Below are 20,508 nucleotides of genomic sequence, written 5' to 3' on the forward strand. Positions count from 1 at the left end.
GGAACCGCTGAGTGCGGCAACAAACCGTGAAAGGTTCGCCTCGCAGCGTGGTCGGAAGCAAGCGGTTTTCCCCGCCGGAGGCCGGAACCGGCGTTCACCCATCCGTGGCGAGATGTCCGTGACCTCACACAATGTCGCCGAACGCGATGTGACCATGGGCCGATGCAGAGTGGCGGCACACGACGTGCGATGGCCGCGACGGCGGCTCTCGCTTCCCTCCTGACGATGACGACCCTGACCGCGTGCGGAAGCACGCACACAAGACACACCGACGGCCGGGAGGCGAGACCGGGACCCCAGGCGACCCACCCGAGAAAAGCCGTCGCCGCCCCCGACCCGACCCGCGTCCCGGACGTCGGCGACCGGCTCCACCGCGACATCCCGGCCGACACCCGCCAGGTCCTGGCGGTCTACGGCGACGGCAAGGACTCCCCGACGTCCACCGCCGTCCTGTTCACCAAGCACGGATCCGACTGGAAGCGGACCCGCAGCTGGCCCGCGCACAACGGCAAGAAGGGCTGGACCCTCGACCACCACCTCGGGGACGAACGCAGCCCGGTCGGCGTGTTCACCCTGACCGCCGCGGCCGGTGTGCTCGACGACCCGGGCACGGCGCTGCCGTACACGCAGGACGAGGGGTACGCGGCGCCGCGCGACTGGGACGAGTCGCACTGGCACGACTTCGACTACGTCATCGCCATCGACTACAACCGCGTCCCGGGCACCCCGCCCAACGACGCGGAGCAGCCCGAGGGCGAGGACAAGGGCGGCGGGATCTGGCTGCATCTGGACCACGGCAGCGGCACCTCGGCCTGTGTCAGCCTGCCCGAGGAGGCGATGGTGTACCTGCTGCGCACGCTCGACCCGGAGCGGCATCCCGTGGTGCTGATGGGGGACAGGGCGGACCTCAAGGGGTAGAACACCGCCCATGAGAAGCCGGATAGTCATGTCCATGCTCGCCGGGGCGACCCTCCTGGCGAGCACCCTCCTGGGCGCGAGCCCCAGCCAGGCGTCGGACGCCAAGGCCCGGACGGTCGACACCAAGACCTCGTCGGCCCACGCCGAGGCCCGCTCGACCGACGTCCCCGCCGAGTTCGGCACCGACTGGCACGACCCGTTGACCGCCGCCCCACCCATCGGCAGGCCCGCCACCAAGTCCTGCCGAGTCACCCTCGCCGAGGCCGAGTTCCGCGACTTCACCCCGTACCAGGGCACCTACACACCGCCCAAGGGCTGCGGCGACCGCTGGAGCAAGGTCGTGCTCCGCCTCGACGGCACGGTCAAGGGACGCCAGTACGACCGCCTCGGCTACCTGCATGTCGGCGGGGTCGAGATCCTGCGCACCTCGACACCCGAGCCCTCGCCCGACGGCATCGCGTGGTCCGTCGAGAAGGACGTCACCCGCTACAGCTCCACCTTCCGCGACACCCAGAACGTCGAGATGCTCATCGGCAACGTCGTCGACGACACCTACACCGGAGTCATCGGCGTCAAGGCCACGCTGACGTTCTACGAGGGGAGACCACCGGCGGCCCAGACCCCCGATCGCGTCCTCACCCTCGGCACCGACTCGACGCTCACCACCCCACGCAACAGCGAACGCATCGTCGCCGAGGTGTACGCCACCGGATCCGGCGGCGGCTGCGAGGAGTTCTGGTATCTCGCGGTCCCCGACGCGGCGCCGTACTCCTGCCAGGCCGACAAGGGCCCCTACCGCGAGGTGCAGATCAAGGTCGACGGCCAACTGGCCGGAATCGCCGCGCCGTTCCCCAACGTCTGGACCGGCGGCTGGTCCGACCCCTTCCTCTGGTACGTCATTCCGGGCCCGCGCGCCTTCGACGTCAAGCCGATCGAATACGACCTCACGCCCTTCGCCGGGCTGCTCAACGACGGCCGCCCGCATCACGTCGACGTCTCCGTCGTGGGTGTGCCCGAGGGGCAGAGCGGTTGGAGCGCGCCGGTGAACGTGCTCGTCTGGCAGGACGCGCAGCGCGCCCACGTCACCGGAAAGCTCACCTTGGACCGGGTCGGCGACCTCACCAACTCCTCGACGTACACGCCCGGTTCGCAGGAGCGCGTGGACACCGACGCGGGTCATCGGCTGACCGTCGCCGGTTACGTCGACACCTCGCACGGGCGGGTGAGGACCACCGTCGACCGGAAACTCACGAACACCTCCGCGCACCGCTGGATCGACGGCGAGAACATGGACGGGCTCGACGCGACCTGGACGGACGACGAGTCCGTGACCGTCGACGGACGGGGACCGGCCCGGACGACGGCCACACATCGGACGTACACGATGAACGGCGTGACGACCATCGGGACGGACGACCGGCTGCGTACCGTACTCACGCTCGGCGACCGGGCCGCGGTCGTCGACTCGCGGGACGGGCGGCGGACCGCGTGGTCACGGCTCGACGACACCTACAGCGGGGACGCGACGTACACGCTCGGTGTGCCCCGTGACCAGCGGCATGCCGTGGGGACGTCGAGCGAGCGCTATCGGCTGTACGGCTCGGGCGGCTGCTACGACCGTTCGCTGGCGACCGCGCAGGGGGTGCTGACCGAGGACCGCGACGGCTGCTGAGGTGCCCCGCGTGCGACGCGTCCGTCAGGGGCGTGTTTTACACGGCTGTCACACGGAGGTTTTCCGGGGGATCAACAACGGCTCCAAAGTGTCCACTTGGAAGCCGCTTTCCGTATCGCAGAAGTCACCCCACTCGACGTCCGCGAACGACCGTCCCCCCTCCAAGGAGTGCCCGTGCCGCCGTCCGTCCCGTCCCTGCCGCGACGCGTCGCACGCATATTGCGTACCTCTCTCTTCGCGCAGGTGGCCTGCGCGCTCGTACTCGGAATCCTCGTCGGGAAGCTGTGGCCCGATGTGGCCACGGACTTCCAGCCCCTCGGCGACGGATTCACCCGGCTGATCAAGACGATCATCTCGCCGCTCGTGTTCTGCGTGGTCGTCGTCGGCATCGCCAAGGCCGGTGACCTCAAGGCCTTCGGCCGGATCGGCCTCAAGGCGCTGATCTGGTTCGAGGTCGCGAGCACCGCGGCGCTGATCATCGGCCTGGTCCTCGCCAACGTCGTCCAGCCCGGCTCCGGGATGCACGTCGACCCGTCCACCCTCAGCACCTCGGCGGTGGACGCCAAGACGGGCGGCGGTTCGCTGCCCTCGACGACCGAGTTCGTCCTCAACGCGCTGCCCACCAGTTTCATCGGCGCCTTCGCCGAGAACTCGCTGCTCCAAGTCCTCCTCCTGGCCTGCCTGGTGGGCGCCGCGCTGCTCCACCTCGGCCACACCAAGGTGCCCCAGGTACTGCCCGCGATCGAGCAGGCCCAGGAGATCATCTTCGCGATCGTCGGCTTCGTCATGCGGCTCGCCCCGCTCGCCGTCTTCGGCGCGATGGCCGTCCTCGTCGGCCAGTACGGGCTAGGCGTGATCAAGACCTACGCCAAGCTGATCATCCTCTGCTACGTCGCCGCCGCGCTCTTCGTCGCGCTGCTCGCCGTGGCGCTGCGGATGGTCACCGGGCTCAGCCTCTGGAAGTTCCTCCGCTACATCCGTGAGGAGATGCTCCTCGCGCTCGGCACCGCCTCCACCGAGTCCGTCATGCCGCGCGTGATGCAGAAGCTGCGCAAGGCCGGTGCCCGGGACGACGCGGTGGGCCTGGTGCTGCCCACCGGCTACTCCTTCAACCTCGACGGCGCCTCCCTCTACCTCTCCATCGGCACCCTGTTCATCGCCCAGGCCGTCGGCGTCGACCTCGACCTCGGCCAGCAGATCACCGTGGTCCTGGTCCTCATGCTCACCAGCAAGGGCATGGCCGGCATCCCCGGTTCCGCCTTCCTCGCGCTGTCCGCGACCGCATCCTCGCTGGGCGCGATCCCGGCCGGCGCGGTCGCCCTGCTCCTCGGCGTGGACCGCATCATGGACTCGATGCGCGTCGTCACCAACCTCCTCGGCAACTGCGTGGCCGTCTTCGCGGTCTCCCGCTGGGAGGGCGCGCTGGACATCGACCGGGCCAAGAGGGTCCTCGACGGCGAGATCACGGTCGTAGAGGAAGGGATTGTGGAGGACGCGGTTGTGGAGGACGCGGGAGAAGCTGCTGGGGAAGGAGACGTGGCGGACGAGGGCGTGATGTCTGCTCGGCTTGTCAAGGAGGGGGTGCCCGAAGGGAGTTGATCCCCTTGTGGTGGGTCGTGGCTCCTGGATCCGTTCCTACGGTGGGGAGTCGCGGCCCTTTTCTTTGCGGGACTCGGGGCGGTCGGGCCGTTACGCGTGGGTGTCCGGGAGGTCGACCGGGTAGTCCTGTGCGAAGTCGGCCGAGCGGCTCACCGCCTCCCATGTGGAGGCCTCGGCGAGTTGGGCGCGTGAGTAGGCCTGCGCCATCTCGACGGCACCGGCGCCCAGCAACAGGTGGGTGGGCAGGGTCGGCTGCTTGACGAGCCGGACCAGGATCTCCCCCGCACGCTTCGGATCGCCCGCGGTGATCACCGGACTGTCGAAGAGGCGGACCCGCGCGCCGACCGTCTCGTCGTACTCCGGCGGCACTTCCGGGACCCGCATCGACGAACCGGCCCAGTCGGTCGCGAAGCCGCCGGGTTCCACGACGAGATACCTGATGCCGAACGGCGCGGTCTCGGCCGCGAGCACGCGGGTGAAGCCGTCGACCGCGAACTTCGCCGCCTGGTACGACCCGAGCCCGGGAGTCGAGCCGACCCGGCCGCCGATGGACGAGAACTGCACGACCGTGCCCGCGCCCTGCGCCTTGAGGAAGGGGAGCGCCGCCGTCGAGACGTTGTAGACCCCCCAGAAGTTCGTGTCGAACTGTCGGCGGAAGTCCTCCTCGGGGGTCGTCTCGACCGGGGACAGGTTGGCGTACCCGGCGTTGTTGACCACCACGTCGATGCGGCCGTAGCGGTCGACTCCCGCGCGCAGAGCCGCCGTCGCGGCCTCGCGGTCGGTGACGTCGAGCGCGACGGGCAGGACGCGGTCGCCGTACTTCTGCACGAGGTCGTCCAGCTGCTCCGGCCTGCGGGCCGTGGCGACGACCTGGTCGCCGGCCTCCAGGGCCGCGAGGGCGAGGTCGCGGCCGAAGCCGCGCGATGAACCGGTGATGAACCATGTCTGCGTCATGGCTCTAGCAAAACACTGTTTCGTTATTAGTGCAACCGTGTTGCGCTATGCTCGGCTCCATGACCACGCCCAGCCCGCAACGCGCCCGCAGCGCGGCGGCCAAGCAGCAGCGCGAACGGGCGATTCTCGATGCCGCCCGGTCCCTCGGCGCCCGGCGCAGCGTGCGCGAGGTCACGCTCACCGACATCGCCGCCGCGGTCGGCATGCACAAATCCGCAATGCTGCGGTACTTCGAGACGCGGGAGCAGATTTTCCTGGCGCTGACCGCCGAGGGCTGGGAGGACTGGTCGGCGGCGCTCCGCGCGCGGCTGGGAGAACTCCCCGAAGGGGATGCGGACGCGGTCGCGGCTGTCCTCGCGCAGTCGCTGGTCGAGCGGCCGTTCTTCTGCGATCTGCTGGCTCAGGCGCCGTTGAACCTGGAACGCAATGTCTCACTGGAGTCCGTCTACGAGTTCAAGACCGTCACGCTCTGGGAAGTCGCCGCTGTGGGCGGTGAGTTGTGCCGCCTGCTCGCGATCGGCGAGCGTGCCGCCGTGGACGTGATCGCCACGGCCACGAGCATGGCCGGTGCGCTGTTGCAGATGGCCGCCCCCGGTACCCGCCTCCGTGCGTTCTACGAGACCCGTCCCGAGTTGGCGCACGCGCTGGTCGACGTCGAGCCCCAACTGACGCGCATCCTCACCGCGTTGCTGAACGGCATGCGGTCGGCGCAGGCGTGACGTGCGGGTGTGGCCGGTGACTCAGGGCGTCGACGCATGCCCGCGCGTGCTCGCGAAACGGCTGCGGTAGTGCGTCGGCGTGGTGTCCAGGTGGCGGGCGAAGGCGCGGCGGAGGGTCTCATCGGTGCCGAGCCCGCTGTGGTGTGCCGCGGAGGTGACGCTGTGGCCTTCGAGAAGGAGGTGCTGGGCGCGGTCGAGACGGACCCGTTCGACCCAACGGGCCGGTGTGGTGCCGAGTTCGGTGCGGAAGAGCCGGGTCAGGTGCCGGGTGCTGACGGCCGCGGTCGCCGCCATGGCGGGCAGGCTGTGGTCGGCGGCCGGGTCGGCCAGCACGGACGCGATCAGTGACCGTAGCGGATCGGTGCGCGGGGGCGGGGTGGTGGTCGCGGCGGAGAACTGCGACTGGCCGCCCGGGCGTTGCATGAAGACGACCAGCTCGCGCGCGACGTCCCGGGCCACCGCCGCGCCGTGGTCGTCCTCCACGAGGGCGAGCGCGAGGTCGATACCGGCGCTGATGCCCGCCGAGGTGACGAAGCGGCCGTCGCGGACATGGATGGCGTCCGGCTCGACGCGCACCCGGGGGTAGCGGCGGGCCAGCGTCGCGGCCTGCCGCCAGTGGGTGGTGGCCGAACGGCCGTCGAGCAGGCCGAGTTCGGCGAGGACGAAGGCGCCCGTGCAGACGGAGGTGACCCGTGCCGCGTGGTCGGTGAGGGCGCGGGTCGTGCTCAACAACGTCTCCTCGGGAGGCTGTTGGGCCAGGAGGTCGCCCCCGGCGACCACCACTGTGTGGACCGGACCGGCGTCGGCCGCGGTCACCGTGCCGGTCAGGGTCAGTCCGTTGGCGGTGGTGACCGGGCCGCCGCGCGGGGAGACCAGCACCAGCTCGTAGGGATGACCGAGCTTGCCCGACTGGTGCAGCACCTCGGCCGGGCCGCTGGCATCGAGCATCGTCACACCGTCGAAGACGACGAAGCCCACCCGAGGGGGCGCGACCGCCGTCATGTCCGAATCCGTGGTTTACCTGGCTGTGAGGACATGGCTCCAGCGTACGTCGCCGAACATCCTGGAAGCACGGCACAGCCAGGAGAGGGAAGAACGATGAGTGAAGTGATCGCAGGCGTGGAGATCCCGGACAGCGCTCTGGCGCGGGAGGCGACCGAGCTGGTGCGCGAGGCCGCGTCGCCGTTGCTGTTCGACCACTCGCGCCGGGTGTTCCTGTGGGGCGCCCTGCGCGGCCGGGAGCAGGGGCTCCGCTACGACCCCGAACTGCTCTACGTGGCCGCGATGTTCCACGACCTCGGACTCACCGGGACGTTCCGCCGGACCGACCAGCGCTTCGAGATCGACGGCGCCGACGAGGCCCGCCGGTTCCTGCGCGCGCACGGCGTCACCGGTGAGCCGGCCGACCGAGTCTGGACGAGCATCGCGCTGCACACCACCCAGGAGATCCCGCTGCACATGGCGCCCGAGATCGCCCTCGTCAACCGGGGTGTGTCGCTGGACGTCGTGGGCGTCGGCTACGACGCGGTCACCGAGGAGCAGCGCGCGGCCGTGGTGGCGGCGCATCCCCGCCCGGACTTCAAGAACGGGATCCTCGCCGCCTTCACCGAGGGCATCAAGGACCGCCCGGAGACCACCTTCGGCAACATCAAGGCGGACGTACTGGCCCACTTCGTACCGGGCTTCGTGCGCGGCGACTTCGTCGAGAGGATCAAGACCTCGAACTGGCCGGAGTGACGCCGCGGCGACCGCCGGTGGTCGGTATTCGCTGGTGGTCCGCAGGTCCGCAGGTCCGCAGGTCCGCAGGCCTGCCAGTGGCTGGTGGCCGGTGGCCGACGGGTCCGCCGGAGGTCGGCCAGTGCTCAGCAGGCCCGCCCGTGCTCCTCATGGGCGCCGGGTGCTCCGTCCACCAGCGTGTCCAGCAGCGTGCGCAGCACCTCGCGCTCCACGTCCGTGAGGGGCGCGAGGATCTCGTCCGCGGCGCCCCGCCGGGCGCTCCGCAGTTCGCTGAGCGCCTTGCGGCCGTCGTCCGTGATCTCGATCCGGATGACCCGCCGGTTGGACGGGTCGGGCACCCGCCGTACCTTGCCGCTCGCCTCCAGCCCGTCGACCAGTGTCGTCACGGCGCGCGGCACCACTTCGAGGCGCTCGGCGAGGTCGGCCATGCGCGGCGGCGAGCCGAAGTGCGCGAGGGTGCGCAGCAGCCGGGACTGGGCCGGGGTGATGCCGAGGTCGCGCTGCTCCAGATGGCGCTTCTGGATGCGGTGCACCCGGCGGGTGAGCCGCAGCAGCTGCTCCGCGAGGAGGCCGTCGGAATCGGGGGTGGTCATGCGGGAACAATATCAGGACCTGGTTCATTGTGAGTATAGGTAACAATGAGCTATGCTCCACGAGATCTCATCGCTCCATGAGCGCTGAGCGGCAGAACAGTCCTGATCGCCTCACCACCCCGTAGGAGACCATGCCCCGCGACGAAATCAACTGGACACCGTCCCCCGGCACCTCGACCGACCAACCCCGGCAGGTGCGCCGCATCCTCAGGCTCTTCAAGCCCTACCGCGCCCGGCTCGCTGTCGTCGGCCTCCTGGTCGGCGCCGCGTCCCTGGTCACCGTGGCGACCCCGTTCCTGCTGAAGGAGACGCTGGACGTCGCCATCCCGCAGGGCCGCACCGGACTGCTGAGCCTGCTCGCGCTCGGCATGATCCTGAGTGCCGTCCTGACCAGCATCTTCGGCGTACTGCAGACCCTCATCTCGACGACGGTCGGCCAGCGCGTCATGCACGACCTGCGCACCGCCGTCTACGGCCGGCTTCAGCGCATGTCGCTCGCCTTCTTCACCCGGACCCGCACCGGCGAGGTCCAGTCCCGGATAGCGAACGACATCGGCGGCATGCAGGCCACCGTCACCTCCACGGCCACCTCCCTGGTGTCCAATCTGACCAGCGTGGTCGCCACGATCATCGCGATGATCGCCCTGGACTGGCGGCTCACCGTCGTCTCGCTGCTGCTGCTCCCGGTCTTCGTGTGGATCAGTCGCCGGGTCGGCAACGAACGCAAGAAGATCGCCACCCAGCGCCAGAAGCAGATGGCCTCGATGGCCGCCACGGTCACCGAGTCGCTGTCCGTCAGCGGCATCCTGCTCGGCCGCACCATGGGCCGCTCCGACTCCCTCACCCGGTCCTTCGCGGAGGAGTCCGAGGGTCTGGTCGACCTGGAGGTCAGGTCGAACATGGCGGGGCGCTGGCGCATGGCCGTCATCTCGATCGTCATGGCCGCGATGCCCGCCGTCATCTACTGGACCGCCGGAATAGCCCTCCAGATGGGTGGCCCGGACGTCTCGATCGGCACCATCGTCGCCTTCGTCTCGCTCCAGCAGGGCCTGTTCCGCCCGGCCGTCAGCCTGCTGTCGACCGGCGTCCAGATCCAGACCTCGCTGGCGCTCTTCGCCCGCATCTTCGAGTACCTCGACCTCCCGATCGACATCACCGAACGCGAGAACCCGGTCCACCTGGACAGCATCAAGGGCGAAGTCGCGTTCCAGAAGGTCGAGTTCCGCTACGACAGCGACGACAAGCGCCGTCCCGTGCTCGACGGCATCGACATCGCCGTCCCGGCGGGCAACAGCCTCGCGATCGTCGGCCCGACCGGCGCCGGGAAGTCGACCCTCGGCTATCTGGTGCCCCGGCTCTACGACGTGACGGGCGGCCGGGTCACCCTCGACGGGGTCGACGTCCGCGACCTGGACTTCGACACGCTCGCGCGTGCCGTCGGCGTCGTCTCCCAGGAGACGTACCTCTTCCACGCCACGGTCGCCGACAACCTCCGCTTCGCGAAGCCGGACGCCACCGACGAGGAGCTGCACGCGGCGGCGCGCGCGGCGCAGATCCACGAACACATCGCGGGCCTGCCCGACGGGTACGACACGGTCGTCGGAGAGCGCGGCCACCGGTTCTCCGGCGGCGAGAAGCAGCGGCTGGCCATCGCGCGCACGATCCTGCGCGACCCGCCGGTCCTCATCCTCGACGAGGCCACCAGCGCCCTCGACAACCGCACCGAAGCGGCCGTCCAGGACGCCATCGACGCCCTGTCGGCGAACCGCACCACGCTCACCATCGCCCACCGGCTGTCCACCGTCCGCGGCGCGGACCAGATCGTGGTCCTCGACTCCGGGCAGGTGGCGGAACGCGGCACGCACGAAGAACTGCTGGAACTGGATGGGCGGTACGCGGCGCTCGTACGCCGGGATGCCCAACTGGAACCGACAAGCTGAAGATATGCCGGGATTGTGACGATATGCGGGTTACCGTGCCCGCATGCAGATGAACACTCCGCCACGGAGCACGATTCGACTGACCCGCCGGGGCCGGGTCGCCCTCATCGCGACCGGGGCCGTCGTGGCCGGTACCGCCGTGGCGGTGCCGCTGCTCAGCCTGGAAGGCGAGGGGGACACCCGCCCCACCTCGCTGGTCATCCCGGAGGGCTGGCGCTCGGGCCAGATCTACGAAGCCGTCGACAAGGCCCTCGCACTTCCGGCGGGCACCACCAAGAGGTCCATCCCGAAAGCCGGCCTCAAGCTGCCGAGCGACGCGGAGGGCAACCCCGAGGGCTACCTCTTCCCGGCGACCTATCCCCTCAAGGAGAAGGCCACGCCGGAGTCACTGCTGTCGTTCATGGTCAACACCGCGAGCCAGAAGTTCAACGGAGCACCGGTCGCCGCCGGCGCGCAGCGCAACGCGATGAACGTCTACCAGGCCGTCACCATCGCGAGCATCGTGCAGGCCGAGGCGGCGTCCAAGGCCGACATGGGCAAGGTGGCCCGGGTCATCTTCAACCGCCTCGAACGCGGGATGCCCCTCCAGATGGACTCCACCATCAACTACGCGCTCAACCGCGCCACGTTGCGGACCACCGCGAGCGACACGCGCGTCGACAGCCCCTACAACTCCTACCAGCGCATGGGCCTGCCCCCGACCCCGATCGACAACCCGGGCGAGGACGCGATGCGCGCCGCGATCAACCCGCCCCCGGGCGACTGGCTCTACTTCGTCACGGTCAAGCCCGGCGACACCCGCTTCGCGGCCACCTACGAGGAACACCAGCGCAACGTCGCCGAGTTCAACGCGGCCCAGAAGAGCGGCAGTCCGCAGCCCGCGAAGTGACCCGCCCGGGACGACGCGGCGGGCGGCCCCCGGCCTTGTGGCCGACGCCGCCCGACGCGTCGTAGGGACGAAGTTTTCGGGGCGCGGCTTCAGACCGCGACCGGTTCCCCGGCCAGCAACCGCCGGATGTCCCGTACGGCCGCGCGCCCCGCGCGGTTGGCGCCGATGGTGCTCGCGGACGGGCCGTAGCCGACCAGGTGGACGCGCGGATCGGCGGCCACCCGGGTGCCGTCGAGCCGGATGCCGCCGCCCGGACCGCGCAGCTTCAGCGGTGCCAGATGGTCGATCGCGGCCCGGAACCCGGTGGCCCACAGAATGACATCGGCGTCCACATGCCGGCCGTCGTCCCAGGCCACCCCGTCCGGCGTGATCCGGTCGAACATCGGCTGCCGGTCCAGTACCCCGTCGGCGATCGCCCGCCGGATCGCGTCGTTCAGCGGCAGCCCCGTCACGGAGACCACGCTTCTCGGCGGCAACCCCTGCCGCACCCGCTCCTCCACCAGCGCGACGGCCGCCCGCCCCACGTCCTCGGTGAACGGACCCTCGCGGAAGACCGGCGGACGCCGGGTCACCCAGGTGGTCGCCGCCGCGTACGGCGCCAGCTCCATCAGATGCTGCGTGCCGGAGGCACCCCCGCCCACCACGACCACCCGCGACCCGGCGAACTCCTCGGGCCCCGGATACTGCGCGGTGTGCAACTGCCGCCCGCGGAAGGTCTCCTGACCCGGATAGCGCGGCCAGAACGGCCGGTCCCAGGTGCCGGTCGCGTTGATCAGCGCCCGTGTCGACCACACCCCGTCGGACGTCTCCACCAGGAGCCGCCCGCCCTCGCCCTCCCGTACCGCCCGCACGTCCACCGGCCGCCGTACCCGCAGGTCGAAGGCGCGCTCGTAGGCGGCGAAGTACTCGGCGATCACCTCGGCGGACGGGCGGGCCGGATCGGCGTCGGTCAGTTCCATGCCCGGCAGCGCGTGCATCCCGTGCACCTTGCCGTACGTCAGTGACGGCCACCGGAACTGCCAGGCGCCGCCCGGCGCGGGCGCGTGGTCCAGCACCACGAAGTCGCGTTCCGGCTCGAAACCGGTGCGCCGCAGATGATAGGCGCCGGCCAGTCCCGCCTGCCCGGCGCCTATGACGACCACGTCGACCTCACGGATGTTGTTCACGTTTCTACGAACAGCGCCGAGGCCGTGGATCTTCCCGAAGGCGTCCCGCCCTCAGCGCCCGCTGCCCACCAGGAACGGCACACCCGCGCGCGCCGGTCCCTCGACCAGCCCGCGCGCCGCCAGTTCGGGAATCACGCCTTCCCCGAACCAGTACGCCTCCTCCAGATGCGGATACCCGGACAGTACGAAGTGCTCGACGCCGAGCGCGTGGTACTCCTCGATCAGATCGGCGACCTCGGTGTGGCTGCCCACGAGCGCGGTGCCCGCGCCGCCCCGGACCAGACCGACACCGGCCCACAGGTTCGGATGGATCTCCAGATCGGCCCGCGAGCCGCCCTGCAGCGCCAGCATCCGCTGCTGACCCACCGACTCGCTGCGCCCGAGCGCCGTCTGCGCAGCTGCGATCGTGTCCGCGTCGAGATCGTCGAGCAGCCGGTTCGCGGTCGCCCACGCCTCGGCCGACGAGTCCCGCGAGATGGTGTGCAGCCGTACCCCGAACCGCACGTCCCGCCCCTCGCGCTCGGCGAGCCCGCGAATCCAGTCGATCTTCTCCCTGACCTGCGCCGGCGGTTCTCCCCAGGTGAGATACACGTCCGCATGCCGGGCGGCGACCGGCCCGGCCGCCGCCGACGAACCACCGAAGAACACCTGCGGCACCGGATCGGGCGGCAGCGCGGTGAGCCCGCCCTCGACCTGGTAGTGGACACCCTCGAAGTCGTACGGCTCTCCTCGCCACACCCCTCGTACGACCGACAGGAACTCGTCCGTACGGGCATACCGCCGATCGTGGTCGAGACGGTCGCCGAAGCGCCGCTGCTCGGCCGAGTCGCCGCCGGTGACGACATTGAGCAACAGCCGCCCGCGCGTGAGGCGTTGATAGGTCGCCGCCATCTGCGCGGCCAGCGTCGGCGAGATCACTCCCGGCCGGAACGCCACCAGGAACTTCAGCCGCGCGGTGTGCTGCGCGAGGGCCACGGTGGTCAGCCACGCGTCCTCGCACCAGGTGCCGGTCGGCGTGAGCACCGCCTCGAAGCCCAACTGCTCGGCGGCTTTGGCTATTTGGGCCAGGTATTCGATGTCCGGCGGGCGCACGCCACGGACCGCCCCGGCCCGGTTGGGCCCGTAGGCGTGGCGGTCGACGAGCGTACGGCCGTCGCCGCCGGTCGGCAGGAACCAGTGCAGTCGCACGCCCATGTCACGAACCTCCCGTGGTGCGCGGGGCGGAGGTGGAGGCCGGCAGGTCGCCGTTGTAGCGCGTGTCCACGAACGCGGCGAAGTCCACCTTCCGTGGAATCAGCTTGAGTTGGGTGAAGGTGTCGGCGATCTGCTGCTCCGAGGCGATGAGCGGCTTGTCCACGGCGACCGAGACCCGGGTGGAGTTGGTCCGCTTCACCGAGGCCAGTGCCACCTCGTAGGGCAGCCCGGTGTCCTTCGACCACACCTTGGCCCACTCCTCCTGGTGGGAGAACACCCAGGTCTGGGCCCGCCGCAGCCGGTCGAGGTAGTCCTTGATGGCGGCGGCCTTCTTCTTGTCCGCCAGCGCGCCGGGCGCCGCCACCTGGAAGGTGAGCCCGTTGGTCACACCCTGGCCGGTGGTCAGGACGCGGCCCTGCTTGGCCTGGAGGATCTGCGAGGTGTACGGGTCCCACACCGCCCACGCGTCGACCTTGCCGGAGGTGAACGCGGCCAGGGCGTCGGCCGGTTGGAGGTATTTCACCTTGACGTCGGAGAGCGAGAGCCCGGCCGCCCTGAGGGAGGCGACGAGTTGGAAGTGCGCGGACGAACCCTGCGCCACGGCGATGGACCTGCCCTTGAGCTGCTGCGGCGAGGTGAGTTTCGAGTCCTTCGGCACGAGGACGGCGTCGCCGTCGGACGTGCCGTGCCAGGCGGCCACCACCTTGATCTTCGAGCCGGCGCCCGCCGCGAACACCGGCGGGGTGTTGCCGACCCCGCCGATGTCGACGGCCTTCGCGTTGACGGCTTCCAGAAGGGGCGGACCGGAGGTGAACGTGGACCACTTGATCTTGTAGTCCAGGTTCTTGAGTTCACCGGCGGCCCGCAGCACCGCCTCCGAACCGCCCTTCTGGTCACCGACGTCGAGCGTGAGGGAGCCCTTGCCGTCGGTTCCGGTCGAGGTCTCGGCGGCCGAGTTGCCGCCGCAGGCGGTGAGCAGGAGGGCGAGCGGGAGCAGCAGGGCGGCGGGAAGGAGGCTTCGTCGCATGAGGGGGGAGTCCGTTCTCGGTAACTGGGCTCGGGGGCTGGGCTCGGAGACTGGGGCGAACCGGGTTGATGCGTGGGGGAGTTCAGGCGGCTTCGGTGGCGGTGTCGACACCGAGGCGTTCCAGGAGTCCGGCCCGCAGCCGGGCGAACCGGGGGTCGGCGATGTCGCGCGGCCGGTCCAGGTCGATGCGTTGCTCGTGCGCGATGACACCGTCGTCCATCACCAGGACACGGTCGGCGAGCAGGACCGCCTCCTCGACGTCGTGGGTCACCAACAGGACGGCGCAGCCCCGCCGTTGCCACAGCTCGCCCACCAGCCGCTGCGCCTTGATGCGGGTGAGCGCGTCGAGGGCGCCGAACGGCTCGTCGAGCAGCAGCAGATCGGGCTCGCGCACCAGGGCGCGGGCCAGCGAGGCGCGCTGGGCCTCACCGCCGGACAGGGTCCTGGGCCAGGCGTCGGCGTGGTCCCCGAGCCCGACCTCCGCCAACGCCCGTTCCGCCACCGCCCGTTCGGTCTTGCCGGGCAGCCCGAGCAGGACGTTGCGCCACACCTTCTTCCACGGCATCAGCCGGGGTGCCTGGAACGCGACGGCCTTGCGGCGCGGCACGAGGACGGTGCCCTCGATGTCCCGGTCGAGCCCGGCGAGGACGCGCAGCAACGTGGACTTCCCGCAGCCGCTGCGGCCCAGCAGCGCCACGAACTCGCCCTGCCGCACGTCGAGTCGGAGCCCGTCGAGGACGGGGCGGCCGTCGAAGGAGCGGGTCAGCCCCTCGACCCGTACCGCCTGCGCGGTCGTCGGCGCCGCGGCCGCCGGTCCTGCGGTCACCGGCCGGTGAACGTCGGTCGCCATGTCAGCAGCAGCCTTTCGAGGGTTCGGACGACGAAGTCGGCCAGCAGGCCGAGGAAGGCGTAGACGATCAGGCAGACCACGATCACGTCGGTCTGGAGGAAGTCCCGCGCCTGCACCATGAGGAAGCCGATGCCCGCGTCCGCGTTGATCTGTTCGGCGAAGACGAGCGCCAGCCAGGCGATGCCGAGGGAGTAGCGCAGCCCGGTCAGCGCGTTGGGCAGCGCCCCCGGCAGCACCACATGCCGTACCAGACCCCAACGGGACAGCCCCAGTGACTCCCCGGCCTCGATCAACTGGCTGTCCACGCCCCGGATTCCGGCGTAGACGTTGAGATAGAGCGGGAAGGTCACGCCGAGCGTGATGATGGCGACCTTCGGCGCCTCGCCGATCCCGAACCAGATGATGAACAGCGGGATCAGCCCCACGAAGGGCACGGTCCGCAGCATCTGCACGGGCGCGTCGACCAGGTCCTCGCCGATCCTGAACAGGCCGGAGACGAGGGCGAGTCCGGTGCCGATGAGGGTGCCCAGGAGCAGGCCGATCGCGACGCGCTGGAGCGAGGTGGCCATGGCCGAGGTCAGCGAACCGCTGTCGATCAGATCCCAGCCGACCTGCGCGATCCGCCCTGGTGAGGCGAGCACCTCGGAGGTCAACACGCGCGTGCTGCTGAGGAGTTGCCACAGTGCGAGCAGCACGAGCGGGCCCGTGGTGCGGCGCAGCCAGCGGGGGACCCGGGTGCGGCGGGAGGAGGTGGGGGTGAGGGGGACGAGTTCGAGGGGCGCGGAGTCGTCCGGATCGGCCTTCGCGCTGGACATACGGGAAATGTCGGGCCCGGAGGAGCCGGGTGGGGCATGACTGATGCTCATGGGTGCTCCACGGAGTGGGGGAGAGCGTCCGGTGAGAAAGGGGAGAAAGGTGAGAGGCAGGGGTGAGGAAGGGGAAACGCCTCGGCGTCGCCGCGTCACGACGGTGTGCGCGGGCGCGACGGAGTGCGATAAAGGAGGGGGCGCGGGAAAGGTGGGGGTGAGGCGGAAGAGGGCGTCAGCAGCCGCGGCTACACGCGGCGGAGGCCACCCGCAGCAGGTCGATGTGACCGCGCGTGGTGAGCAGAACTGAACGCAACATGCGGCAGAAAATAGGTCAGATGGCGTGCCACGGTCAACGGTGTCTCGCGGACTGGACCTCTCGTATCGCAGACCGGTCGGCAGCCTGGTCGGCCGACCGGGTGGGTGGCCGGGTGGCCGACCGGGTGGGCGGCCCGACGTATGGGTCAGGATGGGAACATGTCAGCTGCCTTCACCACCCGAGTCCTGCACCTCACCACCGGCTCCCGGGAGCGGGTCGTGGACCTGACCCGCGACTGCGAGGCCTTCCTGCGGGAGGCGGCGGCCGGCCGCGACGGCCTCCTCAACGTCTTCGTCCCGCACGCCACCGCGGGCGTCGCGGTCCTCGAAACCGGTGCGGGCAGCGACGACGACCTCCTCGCCGCCCTGCACACCCTCCTCCCCGCCGACGACCGCTGGCAGCACCGCCACGGCAGCCCCGGCCACGGCCGCGACCACGTCCTCCCGGCCTTCGTGCCACCGCACGCGACGCTGCCGGTCCTGGGCGGGCGGCTCGAACTGGGGACGTGGCAGTCGGTGTGTCTGGTCGACACGAACAGGGACAACCCCGAACGCACCGTCCGCCTCTCGTTCCTGGGCTGAGGCCGGGTCCGCCCAAAGTCGGTGGAGGGCTTGTGGCCTGCTCTGTTACGGTCCTGGAGCCGGCCGCGGGACTCCGGCGCGACTTCCGGAACCTGCCTATGAAGCAATGATTCGCAGCTCGTGCCCCCATTCCCCGGCCGGCGTCCACCCCACAGAAGGGGGAAGGCGCGGGAACACGGGGGAAGCAGCGGATGGACTCGTACGGGGACCTCATCGCGGCCGACGACGTCCTGCTCTTCGTCAACGCGGCGATCACCTCCACCGGCCAGCGCGAGTTCCACAGCGACGCAGGCGAGCAGCGGCTGTCCCTCGACTTCCTGCACGCGTACATGCTGGGCAACTACCGGGACCTGTACGCCGGGGTGCTCGCCCTCGACATCAACGACCACAACGCGGTCCTCGTCATCCGGCACCTGCTGGAGAGTGCCGGTGAGGCCACCGCCGAACAGCGGCGCGGCGAGGGCCGGTTGATCGCGGCCCGGCTGGCGACCCTGCCTCCGCAGCGTGTGTACGGGCTGTTCGACGCGCTGCGCCGGGCCCGGGTCAACAACCGCCGCAGCCGCGCGATCATGCGGGACTGGCTGGCCGCCCGGCCGGACGCGGCCTTCGACGCCGTGAAGTACCGCGGCGGCCTCAAGCGAGCCCTTCGCCACGCCCATCTCACGCCCGCCACCGAGGAGTTGGGGACGTTCGTGTTCGCGCCGCACACCCGCAAGCGGTACGAGACGCCCCTGCTGGAGACCTGGCGCCGCGCCCACTACGAGCAGGGCGCGCTGTACGAACTGCCCTACACGGCCGCCGAGGGCTTCGCCGCCAAGCACGGCATCCCCCGGAAGGCGTTCCTGGAGGGCATAGCCCCGCGCATGACCCGTCTGGAGGCGCTGCGGCTGCGTGATGCCGCGCAGCGGACCGGCGTCACCGGGACACCGGCGGACCTGGCCCGGATGCCGCTCACCCGGTTGGCGACCTATGTGCTCTCCCTGCCGGTCGACGAACGGGTGCGCAGGCGCGCCGAGTTGACCCACGCGCTGGAGTCGGCCGCCGGGCGGGTCGCCGGACCGCACCGGGGCAGCTGGGGCAAGGTCACCGCCGTACTGGACGACAGCTTCTCCACCTTCGGCTCGGTCCACAAGCGGCGCCGGCCACTGGCCGTCGCCCTCGCCTGCCACCACCTGCTCGCGGCCCTCGCCGACGACTGCACCACGCTGTGGACGTCCGGGCGGACCGACGCGCTGCTCGCCAGGCCGTACGGGCCGACGCCCTTGGGCCGGCGCATCCTCGACGCGCTGGACACCGCCCCGGACCGACTGGTGATCGTCTCCGACGGCTGGGACAACGCGCCGCCCGGTCTGGCCGGTGAAGTGCTGCGCGTCTTCCGGACCCGGCTCGACCCGGAGCGCCGTACCAGCGTCGTGCACCTCAACCCGGTGTACGACGCGGCCGACTTCGACGTACGCCGACTGTCCCCGACCGTGCCCACGGCCGGTGTCCGCGACGCGGAGGACCTTCCCGCGCTGGTGGAACTCGCCCAGTTCGCGGAAGGCCGTACCGGACTGGCCGAACTCACCGCCTACCTCGACACCCGGGCGACCCGCATGCTCGACGCCACCCACCAGGAGCGGGCGCGATGACCGCACTCGACCTCACCGGCCTGGCCACCCGCCCCTCCCAGGTCTGGGGCGGCGTCCGCCTCGTGCCGCTCGTCCGCGACGAGCCCGTCGTCGACCTCCGGCTGCACCCACGGCTCTACGACGACACCCTCGGCCTCGTCGAGGTCGGCCCGCGACACGCCTACCTCTCCTACATTCCGCACGGCTTCGTCGCCGCGTGGACCGGCGACGGCAGCCCGGCAGCCGCCTATGGCACCCAGCTCTCCGCCGACACCGCCTCGTCGCCGACCGCCACGATGGGGCTGCGGATCCACCGCCGGACGGCCCGCCGCCAGGCCAAGGACCGGCTGCGGTTCCTGCCCATGCACCTCGCCCTGGAGGGTTACCTGTCACTGCACTTCGGCGGCCCCTCGACCGCCTGGGAGGAGTGGTCCCAGCGCGCGATCCGCCAGGGGCTCTCCCCGCGCGTGGAGGAGGCCTACGTGGGCGCCGAAGTGCGCGGCCTCGCCGACGCGTTGCGCGTCTTCGAGATCCACCCCGGGCAGTGCGGCGTGATGGTCTACGTCTCGGACGCCCTGGCCGCCGCGTTCGTGGTCCCGCACCCCGACGACTACCGGGTGCTGCACGCCTCGCTCCTCCAGGACCTCTACGGCGAACTCATCCACCACTACGCCCTGTTGATGCCACCGGTACCGGACTTCCGGGCCCGCGTCGCCGACGCGGAGATCCACTCCCTGGCCCAGCTGCGCACGGCGGTCGCCGAACAGGACCGCGACTGGGCGCGGTTCCACGACACCACCATGGCGGCCGAACTGCTGGAGCAGCGGTACACCTGGCAATCCGTGTACCGGATGGGCCGTTTCACGCTCGCCCGCTTCCTCCCGAGGTTCCGTCCCAAGCAGGCCAACCACATCGGCGAGGCCATCACCGACGACAGCGGCCGGATCGTCTACCTGAAGACCTTCCGCCTCTCGGAGAGCCAGGTCCGCCGCGGCCACCTCCTGAGCAGCCTCGCCGCGCACGACTGGCACATGGGGGACACCGCGACCGAACTCGGCCTCAGTGTCGATCAGTTGGGGCTACGACTCGACTCCGCCGGTTTCGGGTTCCTGCTCCGCCAGGACATCCTGGACGGGTACCGCAAGCGGCGCCGGACCTGAGGCCGCGCGGCGGTGACGTGGTGACGTGCTGAGGAAGGCGGGGCCGCCCCGGTCCGAGAAGTGGCCGCCCGTTCGGTCCAGGGGGACGTTCTCGATCGTCTAGGTGTCGCGGGCGCCGCCCGGGAGATCTGGTGCCGTCAAGGCCGTCAAGGCCGACCAGGGCCGTCGTGGGCCACCGGACGCGTCCCGTACGGCCCGACTGCCTGCGTCGAAGTGATCCGCTTCTCTGGGAGGATCGCCCCATGAGCGATAACCCCCTGCGCCTCGTCACCGTCGACCGCACCGGTCCCGGCCGGTTCACCGCCACCAACGCCCGTGGCGGCACCGTCGACTTCGGCACCGCGACCGGCGACGGCACCGAGTTCACCCCCGTCGAGCTGCTGCTCGCCGCGATCGGGGGCTGCACCGCGGCCGATGTCGACGTGGCCACCACGCGGCACACGGAACCGGACGGCTTCACCGTCACGGTGACCGGCAACAAGGTCAGCGACGACCTCGGCAACCGGATGACCGACCTCGCGGTCACCTTCGCCGTGACCTTCCCGGAGGGCGAGGCCGGTGACCGGGCCCGCGCCATCCTGCCCCGGGCCGTCACCGTCTCCCACGAACGGCTGTGCACGGTCAGCCGCACGGTGGAGACCGGCACTCCCGTCACCGCGACGATCAAGGACGTGTGACGCGCGGACGACGCCCGGCCGCACCGGTCCCGCTCCTTCTCTGCGGGCCGGTGACAAGCCGTCCGCCGGCTGCTGCGTTCTTGTGAGCACTGCCCGG

General features: G+C 70.7%; 20 protein-coding genes. 11 read left to right on the forward strand and 9 right to left on the reverse strand.

Annotated features, from left to right (window positions below; all coding sequences use genetic code 11):
- Positions 1-162 precede the first annotated feature (162 nt).
- From ACIQPR_RS08625 to ACIQPR_RS08635, 3 genes are all read left to right on the forward strand, one after another.
- Complete coding sequence (locus tag ACIQPR_RS08625) at positions 163-918, forward strand: hypothetical protein (RefSeq protein ID WP_403643992.1); 756 nt, start codon at positions 163-165, stop codon at positions 916-918.
- Positions 919-928: 10 nt separating this feature from the next.
- Positions 929-2,590, forward strand: a complete 1,662-nt coding sequence (locus tag ACIQPR_RS08630) for a peptide-N4-asparagine amidase (RefSeq protein WP_403643994.1) — start codon at positions 929-931, stop codon at positions 2,588-2,590.
- 174 nt (positions 2,591-2,764) lie between these two features.
- Positions 2,765-4,189 carry a cation:dicarboxylate symporter family transporter gene (locus tag ACIQPR_RS08635; RefSeq protein WP_403643996.1) on the forward strand — a complete coding sequence of 475 codons (1,425 nt, stop codon included), beginning with the start codon at positions 2,765-2,767 and terminating at the stop codon, positions 4,187-4,189.
- 90 nt (positions 4,190-4,279) lie between these two features.
- On the opposite strand, the gene ACIQPR_RS08640 is transcribed toward ACIQPR_RS08635, so the two are convergent.
- On the reverse strand, positions 4,280-5,143 hold the full coding sequence (locus tag ACIQPR_RS08640; RefSeq protein ID WP_403643999.1) for an SDR family NAD(P)-dependent oxidoreductase: 864 nt from the start codon (positions 5,141-5,143) through the stop codon (positions 4,280-4,282).
- Positions 5,144-5,202: 59 nt separating this feature from the next.
- On the opposite strand from ACIQPR_RS08640, the gene ACIQPR_RS08645 reads away from it, so the two are divergent.
- The gene (locus ACIQPR_RS08645; RefSeq protein ID WP_403644002.1) at positions 5,203-5,862 is read left to right on the forward strand and encodes a TetR family transcriptional regulator; all 660 of its coding nucleotides are present in this window, start codon (positions 5,203-5,205) and stop codon (positions 5,860-5,862) included.
- Between the two features lie 21 nt (positions 5,863-5,883).
- Here ACIQPR_RS08645 and ACIQPR_RS08650 read toward each other — a convergent pair whose 3' ends face one another.
- The gene (locus ACIQPR_RS08650; protein ID WP_403644005.1) at positions 5,884-6,864 is read right to left on the reverse strand and encodes a GlxA family transcriptional regulator; all 981 of its coding nucleotides are present in this window, start codon (positions 6,862-6,864) and stop codon (positions 5,884-5,886) included.
- Between the two features lie 96 nt (positions 6,865-6,960).
- Between ACIQPR_RS08650 and ACIQPR_RS08655 the strand changes: the two genes are divergently transcribed.
- Positions 6,961-7,599, forward strand: coding sequence for an HD domain-containing protein (locus ACIQPR_RS08655; RefSeq protein WP_403644008.1), 639 nt, complete (start codon positions 6,961-6,963; stop codon positions 7,597-7,599).
- Between the two features lie 125 nt (positions 7,600-7,724).
- On the opposite strand, the gene ACIQPR_RS08660 is transcribed toward ACIQPR_RS08655, so the two are convergent.
- Complete coding sequence (locus ACIQPR_RS08660; RefSeq protein ID WP_403644011.1) at positions 7,725-8,192, reverse strand: MarR family winged helix-turn-helix transcriptional regulator; 468 nt, start codon at positions 8,190-8,192, stop codon at positions 7,725-7,727.
- A gap of 131 nt (positions 8,193-8,323) precedes the next feature.
- On the opposite strand from ACIQPR_RS08660, the gene ACIQPR_RS08665 reads away from it, so the two are divergent.
- Positions 8,324-10,132, forward strand: a complete 1,809-nt coding sequence (locus ACIQPR_RS08665; RefSeq protein ID WP_403644013.1) for an ABC transporter ATP-binding protein — start codon at positions 8,324-8,326, stop codon at positions 10,130-10,132.
- Between the two features lie 43 nt (positions 10,133-10,175).
- On the forward strand, positions 10,176-11,021 hold the full coding sequence (mltG, locus tag ACIQPR_RS08670; protein ID WP_403644016.1) for an endolytic transglycosylase MltG: 846 nt from the start codon (positions 10,176-10,178) through the stop codon (positions 11,019-11,021).
- 89 nt (positions 11,022-11,110) lie between these two features.
- Here mltG and ACIQPR_RS08675 read toward each other — a convergent pair whose 3' ends face one another.
- The 6 genes from ACIQPR_RS08675 to ACIQPR_RS08700 form a co-directional block, all read right to left on the reverse strand.
- Positions 11,111-12,187, reverse strand: coding sequence for an NAD(P)-binding domain-containing protein (locus ACIQPR_RS08675; RefSeq protein WP_403644019.1), 1,077 nt, complete (start codon positions 12,185-12,187; stop codon positions 11,111-11,113).
- Positions 12,188-12,238: 51 nt separating this feature from the next.
- Positions 12,239-13,381 (reverse strand): LLM class flavin-dependent oxidoreductase, encoded by a 1,143-nt coding sequence (locus ACIQPR_RS08680; protein ID WP_403644021.1) that lies wholly within the window; start codon positions 13,379-13,381, stop codon positions 12,239-12,241.
- A gap of 1 nt (position 13,382) precedes the next feature.
- Entirely contained in the window at positions 13,383-14,408 is a 1,026-nt protein-coding gene (locus tag ACIQPR_RS08685) for an ABC transporter substrate-binding protein (protein WP_403644024.1), read from the reverse strand.
- 82 nt (positions 14,409-14,490) lie between these two features.
- Positions 14,491-15,258, reverse strand: coding sequence for an ABC transporter ATP-binding protein (locus ACIQPR_RS08690; RefSeq protein WP_403644027.1), 768 nt, complete (start codon positions 15,256-15,258; stop codon positions 14,491-14,493).
- Positions 15,231-16,124 (reverse strand): ABC transporter permease, encoded by an 894-nt coding sequence (locus ACIQPR_RS08695; RefSeq protein ID WP_403644029.1) that lies wholly within the window; start codon positions 16,122-16,124, stop codon positions 15,231-15,233. Before ACIQPR_RS08695 ends, ACIQPR_RS08690 begins: the two co-directional genes overlap by 28 nt.
- Before the next feature lie 175 nt (positions 16,125-16,299).
- On the reverse strand, positions 16,300-16,383 hold the full coding sequence (locus ACIQPR_RS08700; protein WP_403644770.1) for a putative leader peptide: 84 nt from the start codon (positions 16,381-16,383) through the stop codon (positions 16,300-16,302).
- A 158-nt stretch (positions 16,384-16,541) separates the two neighbouring features.
- Between ACIQPR_RS08700 and ACIQPR_RS08705 the strand changes: the two genes are divergently transcribed.
- From ACIQPR_RS08705 to ACIQPR_RS08720, 4 genes are all read left to right on the forward strand, one after another.
- Positions 16,542-16,964 (forward strand): YjbQ family protein, encoded by a 423-nt coding sequence (locus ACIQPR_RS08705; protein ID WP_403644032.1) that lies wholly within the window; start codon positions 16,542-16,544, stop codon positions 16,962-16,964.
- 191 nt (positions 16,965-17,155) lie between these two features.
- Positions 17,156-18,595: a hypothetical protein gene (locus ACIQPR_RS08710; RefSeq protein ID WP_403644034.1), complete on the forward strand. Its 1,440-nt coding sequence runs from the start codon at positions 17,156-17,158 to the stop codon at positions 18,593-18,595.
- Entirely contained in the window at positions 18,592-19,734 is a 1,143-nt protein-coding gene (locus ACIQPR_RS08715) for an ARPP-2 domain-containing protein (protein ID WP_403644037.1), read from the forward strand. The genes ACIQPR_RS08710 and ACIQPR_RS08715 overlap by 4 nt, the downstream gene beginning before the upstream one ends.
- A 242-nt stretch (positions 19,735-19,976) precedes the next feature.
- Complete coding sequence (locus tag ACIQPR_RS08720; RefSeq protein ID WP_403644040.1) at positions 19,977-20,411, forward strand: OsmC family protein; 435 nt, start codon at positions 19,977-19,979, stop codon at positions 20,409-20,411.
- The last annotated feature ends 97 nt before the right edge of the window (positions 20,412-20,508 follow it).

It is taken from the genome of Streptomyces sp. NPDC091280, from assembly GCF_044768565.1.
In the GTDB taxonomy this organism is placed as follows: domain Bacteria; phylum Actinomycetota; class Actinomycetes; order Streptomycetales; family Streptomycetaceae; genus Streptomyces.

What these genes read in the sequence shown, in the direction of transcription:
- ACIQPR_RS08630 (WP_403643994.1), top strand. Translation starts at nt 929, where the DNA reads ATGAGAAGCCGGATAGTCATGTCCATGCTCGCCGGGGCGACCCTCCTG.
- ACIQPR_RS08710 (WP_403644034.1), top strand. Translation starts at nt 17,156, where the DNA reads ATGGACTCGTACGGGGACCTCATCGCGGCCGACGACGTCCTGCTCTTC.
- mltG (WP_403644016.1), top strand. Translation starts at nt 10,176, where the DNA reads ATGCAGATGAACACTCCGCCACGGAGCACGATTCGACTGACCCGCCGG.
- ACIQPR_RS08705 (WP_403644032.1), top strand. Translation starts at nt 16,542, where the DNA reads ATGTCAGCTGCCTTCACCACCCGAGTCCTGCACCTCACCACCGGCTCC.
- ACIQPR_RS08700 (WP_403644770.1), bottom strand. Translation starts at nt 16,383, where the DNA reads ATGTTGCGTTCAGTTCTGCTCACCACGCGCGGTCACATCGACCTGCTG.
- ACIQPR_RS08720 (WP_403644040.1), top strand. Translation starts at nt 19,977, where the DNA reads ATGAGCGATAACCCCCTGCGCCTCGTCACCGTCGACCGCACCGGTCCC.
- ACIQPR_RS08690 (WP_403644027.1), bottom strand. Translation starts at nt 15,258, where the DNA reads ATGGCGACCGACGTTCACCGGCCGGTGACCGCAGGACCGGCGGCCGCG.
- ACIQPR_RS08665 (WP_403644013.1), top strand. Translation starts at nt 8,324, where the DNA reads ATGCCCCGCGACGAAATCAACTGGACACCGTCCCCCGGCACCTCGACC.
- ACIQPR_RS08655 (WP_403644008.1), top strand. Translation starts at nt 6,961, where the DNA reads ATGAGTGAAGTGATCGCAGGCGTGGAGATCCCGGACAGCGCTCTGGCG.
- ACIQPR_RS08715 (WP_403644037.1), top strand. Translation starts at nt 18,592, where the DNA reads ATGACCGCACTCGACCTCACCGGCCTGGCCACCCGCCCCTCCCAGGTC.
- ACIQPR_RS08645 (WP_403644002.1), top strand. Translation starts at nt 5,203, where the DNA reads ATGACCACGCCCAGCCCGCAACGCGCCCGCAGCGCGGCGGCCAAGCAG.
- ACIQPR_RS08695 (WP_403644029.1), bottom strand. Translation starts at nt 16,124, where the DNA reads ATGAGCATCAGTCATGCCCCACCCGGCTCCTCCGGGCCCGACATTTCC.
- ACIQPR_RS08680 (WP_403644021.1), bottom strand. Translation starts at nt 13,381, where the DNA reads ATGGGCGTGCGACTGCACTGGTTCCTGCCGACCGGCGGCGACGGCCGT.
- ACIQPR_RS08685 (WP_403644024.1), bottom strand. Translation starts at nt 14,408, where the DNA reads ATGCGACGAAGCCTCCTTCCCGCCGCCCTGCTGCTCCCGCTCGCCCTC.
- ACIQPR_RS08625 (WP_403643992.1), top strand. Translation starts at nt 163, where the DNA reads ATGCAGAGTGGCGGCACACGACGTGCGATGGCCGCGACGGCGGCTCTC.
- ACIQPR_RS08660 (WP_403644011.1), bottom strand. Translation starts at nt 8,192, where the DNA reads ATGACCACCCCCGATTCCGACGGCCTCCTCGCGGAGCAGCTGCTGCGG.
- ACIQPR_RS08640 (WP_403643999.1), bottom strand. Translation starts at nt 5,143, where the DNA reads ATGACGCAGACATGGTTCATCACCGGTTCATCGCGCGGCTTCGGCCGC.
- ACIQPR_RS08650 (WP_403644005.1), bottom strand. Translation starts at nt 6,864, where the DNA reads ATGACGGCGGTCGCGCCCCCTCGGGTGGGCTTCGTCGTCTTCGACGGT.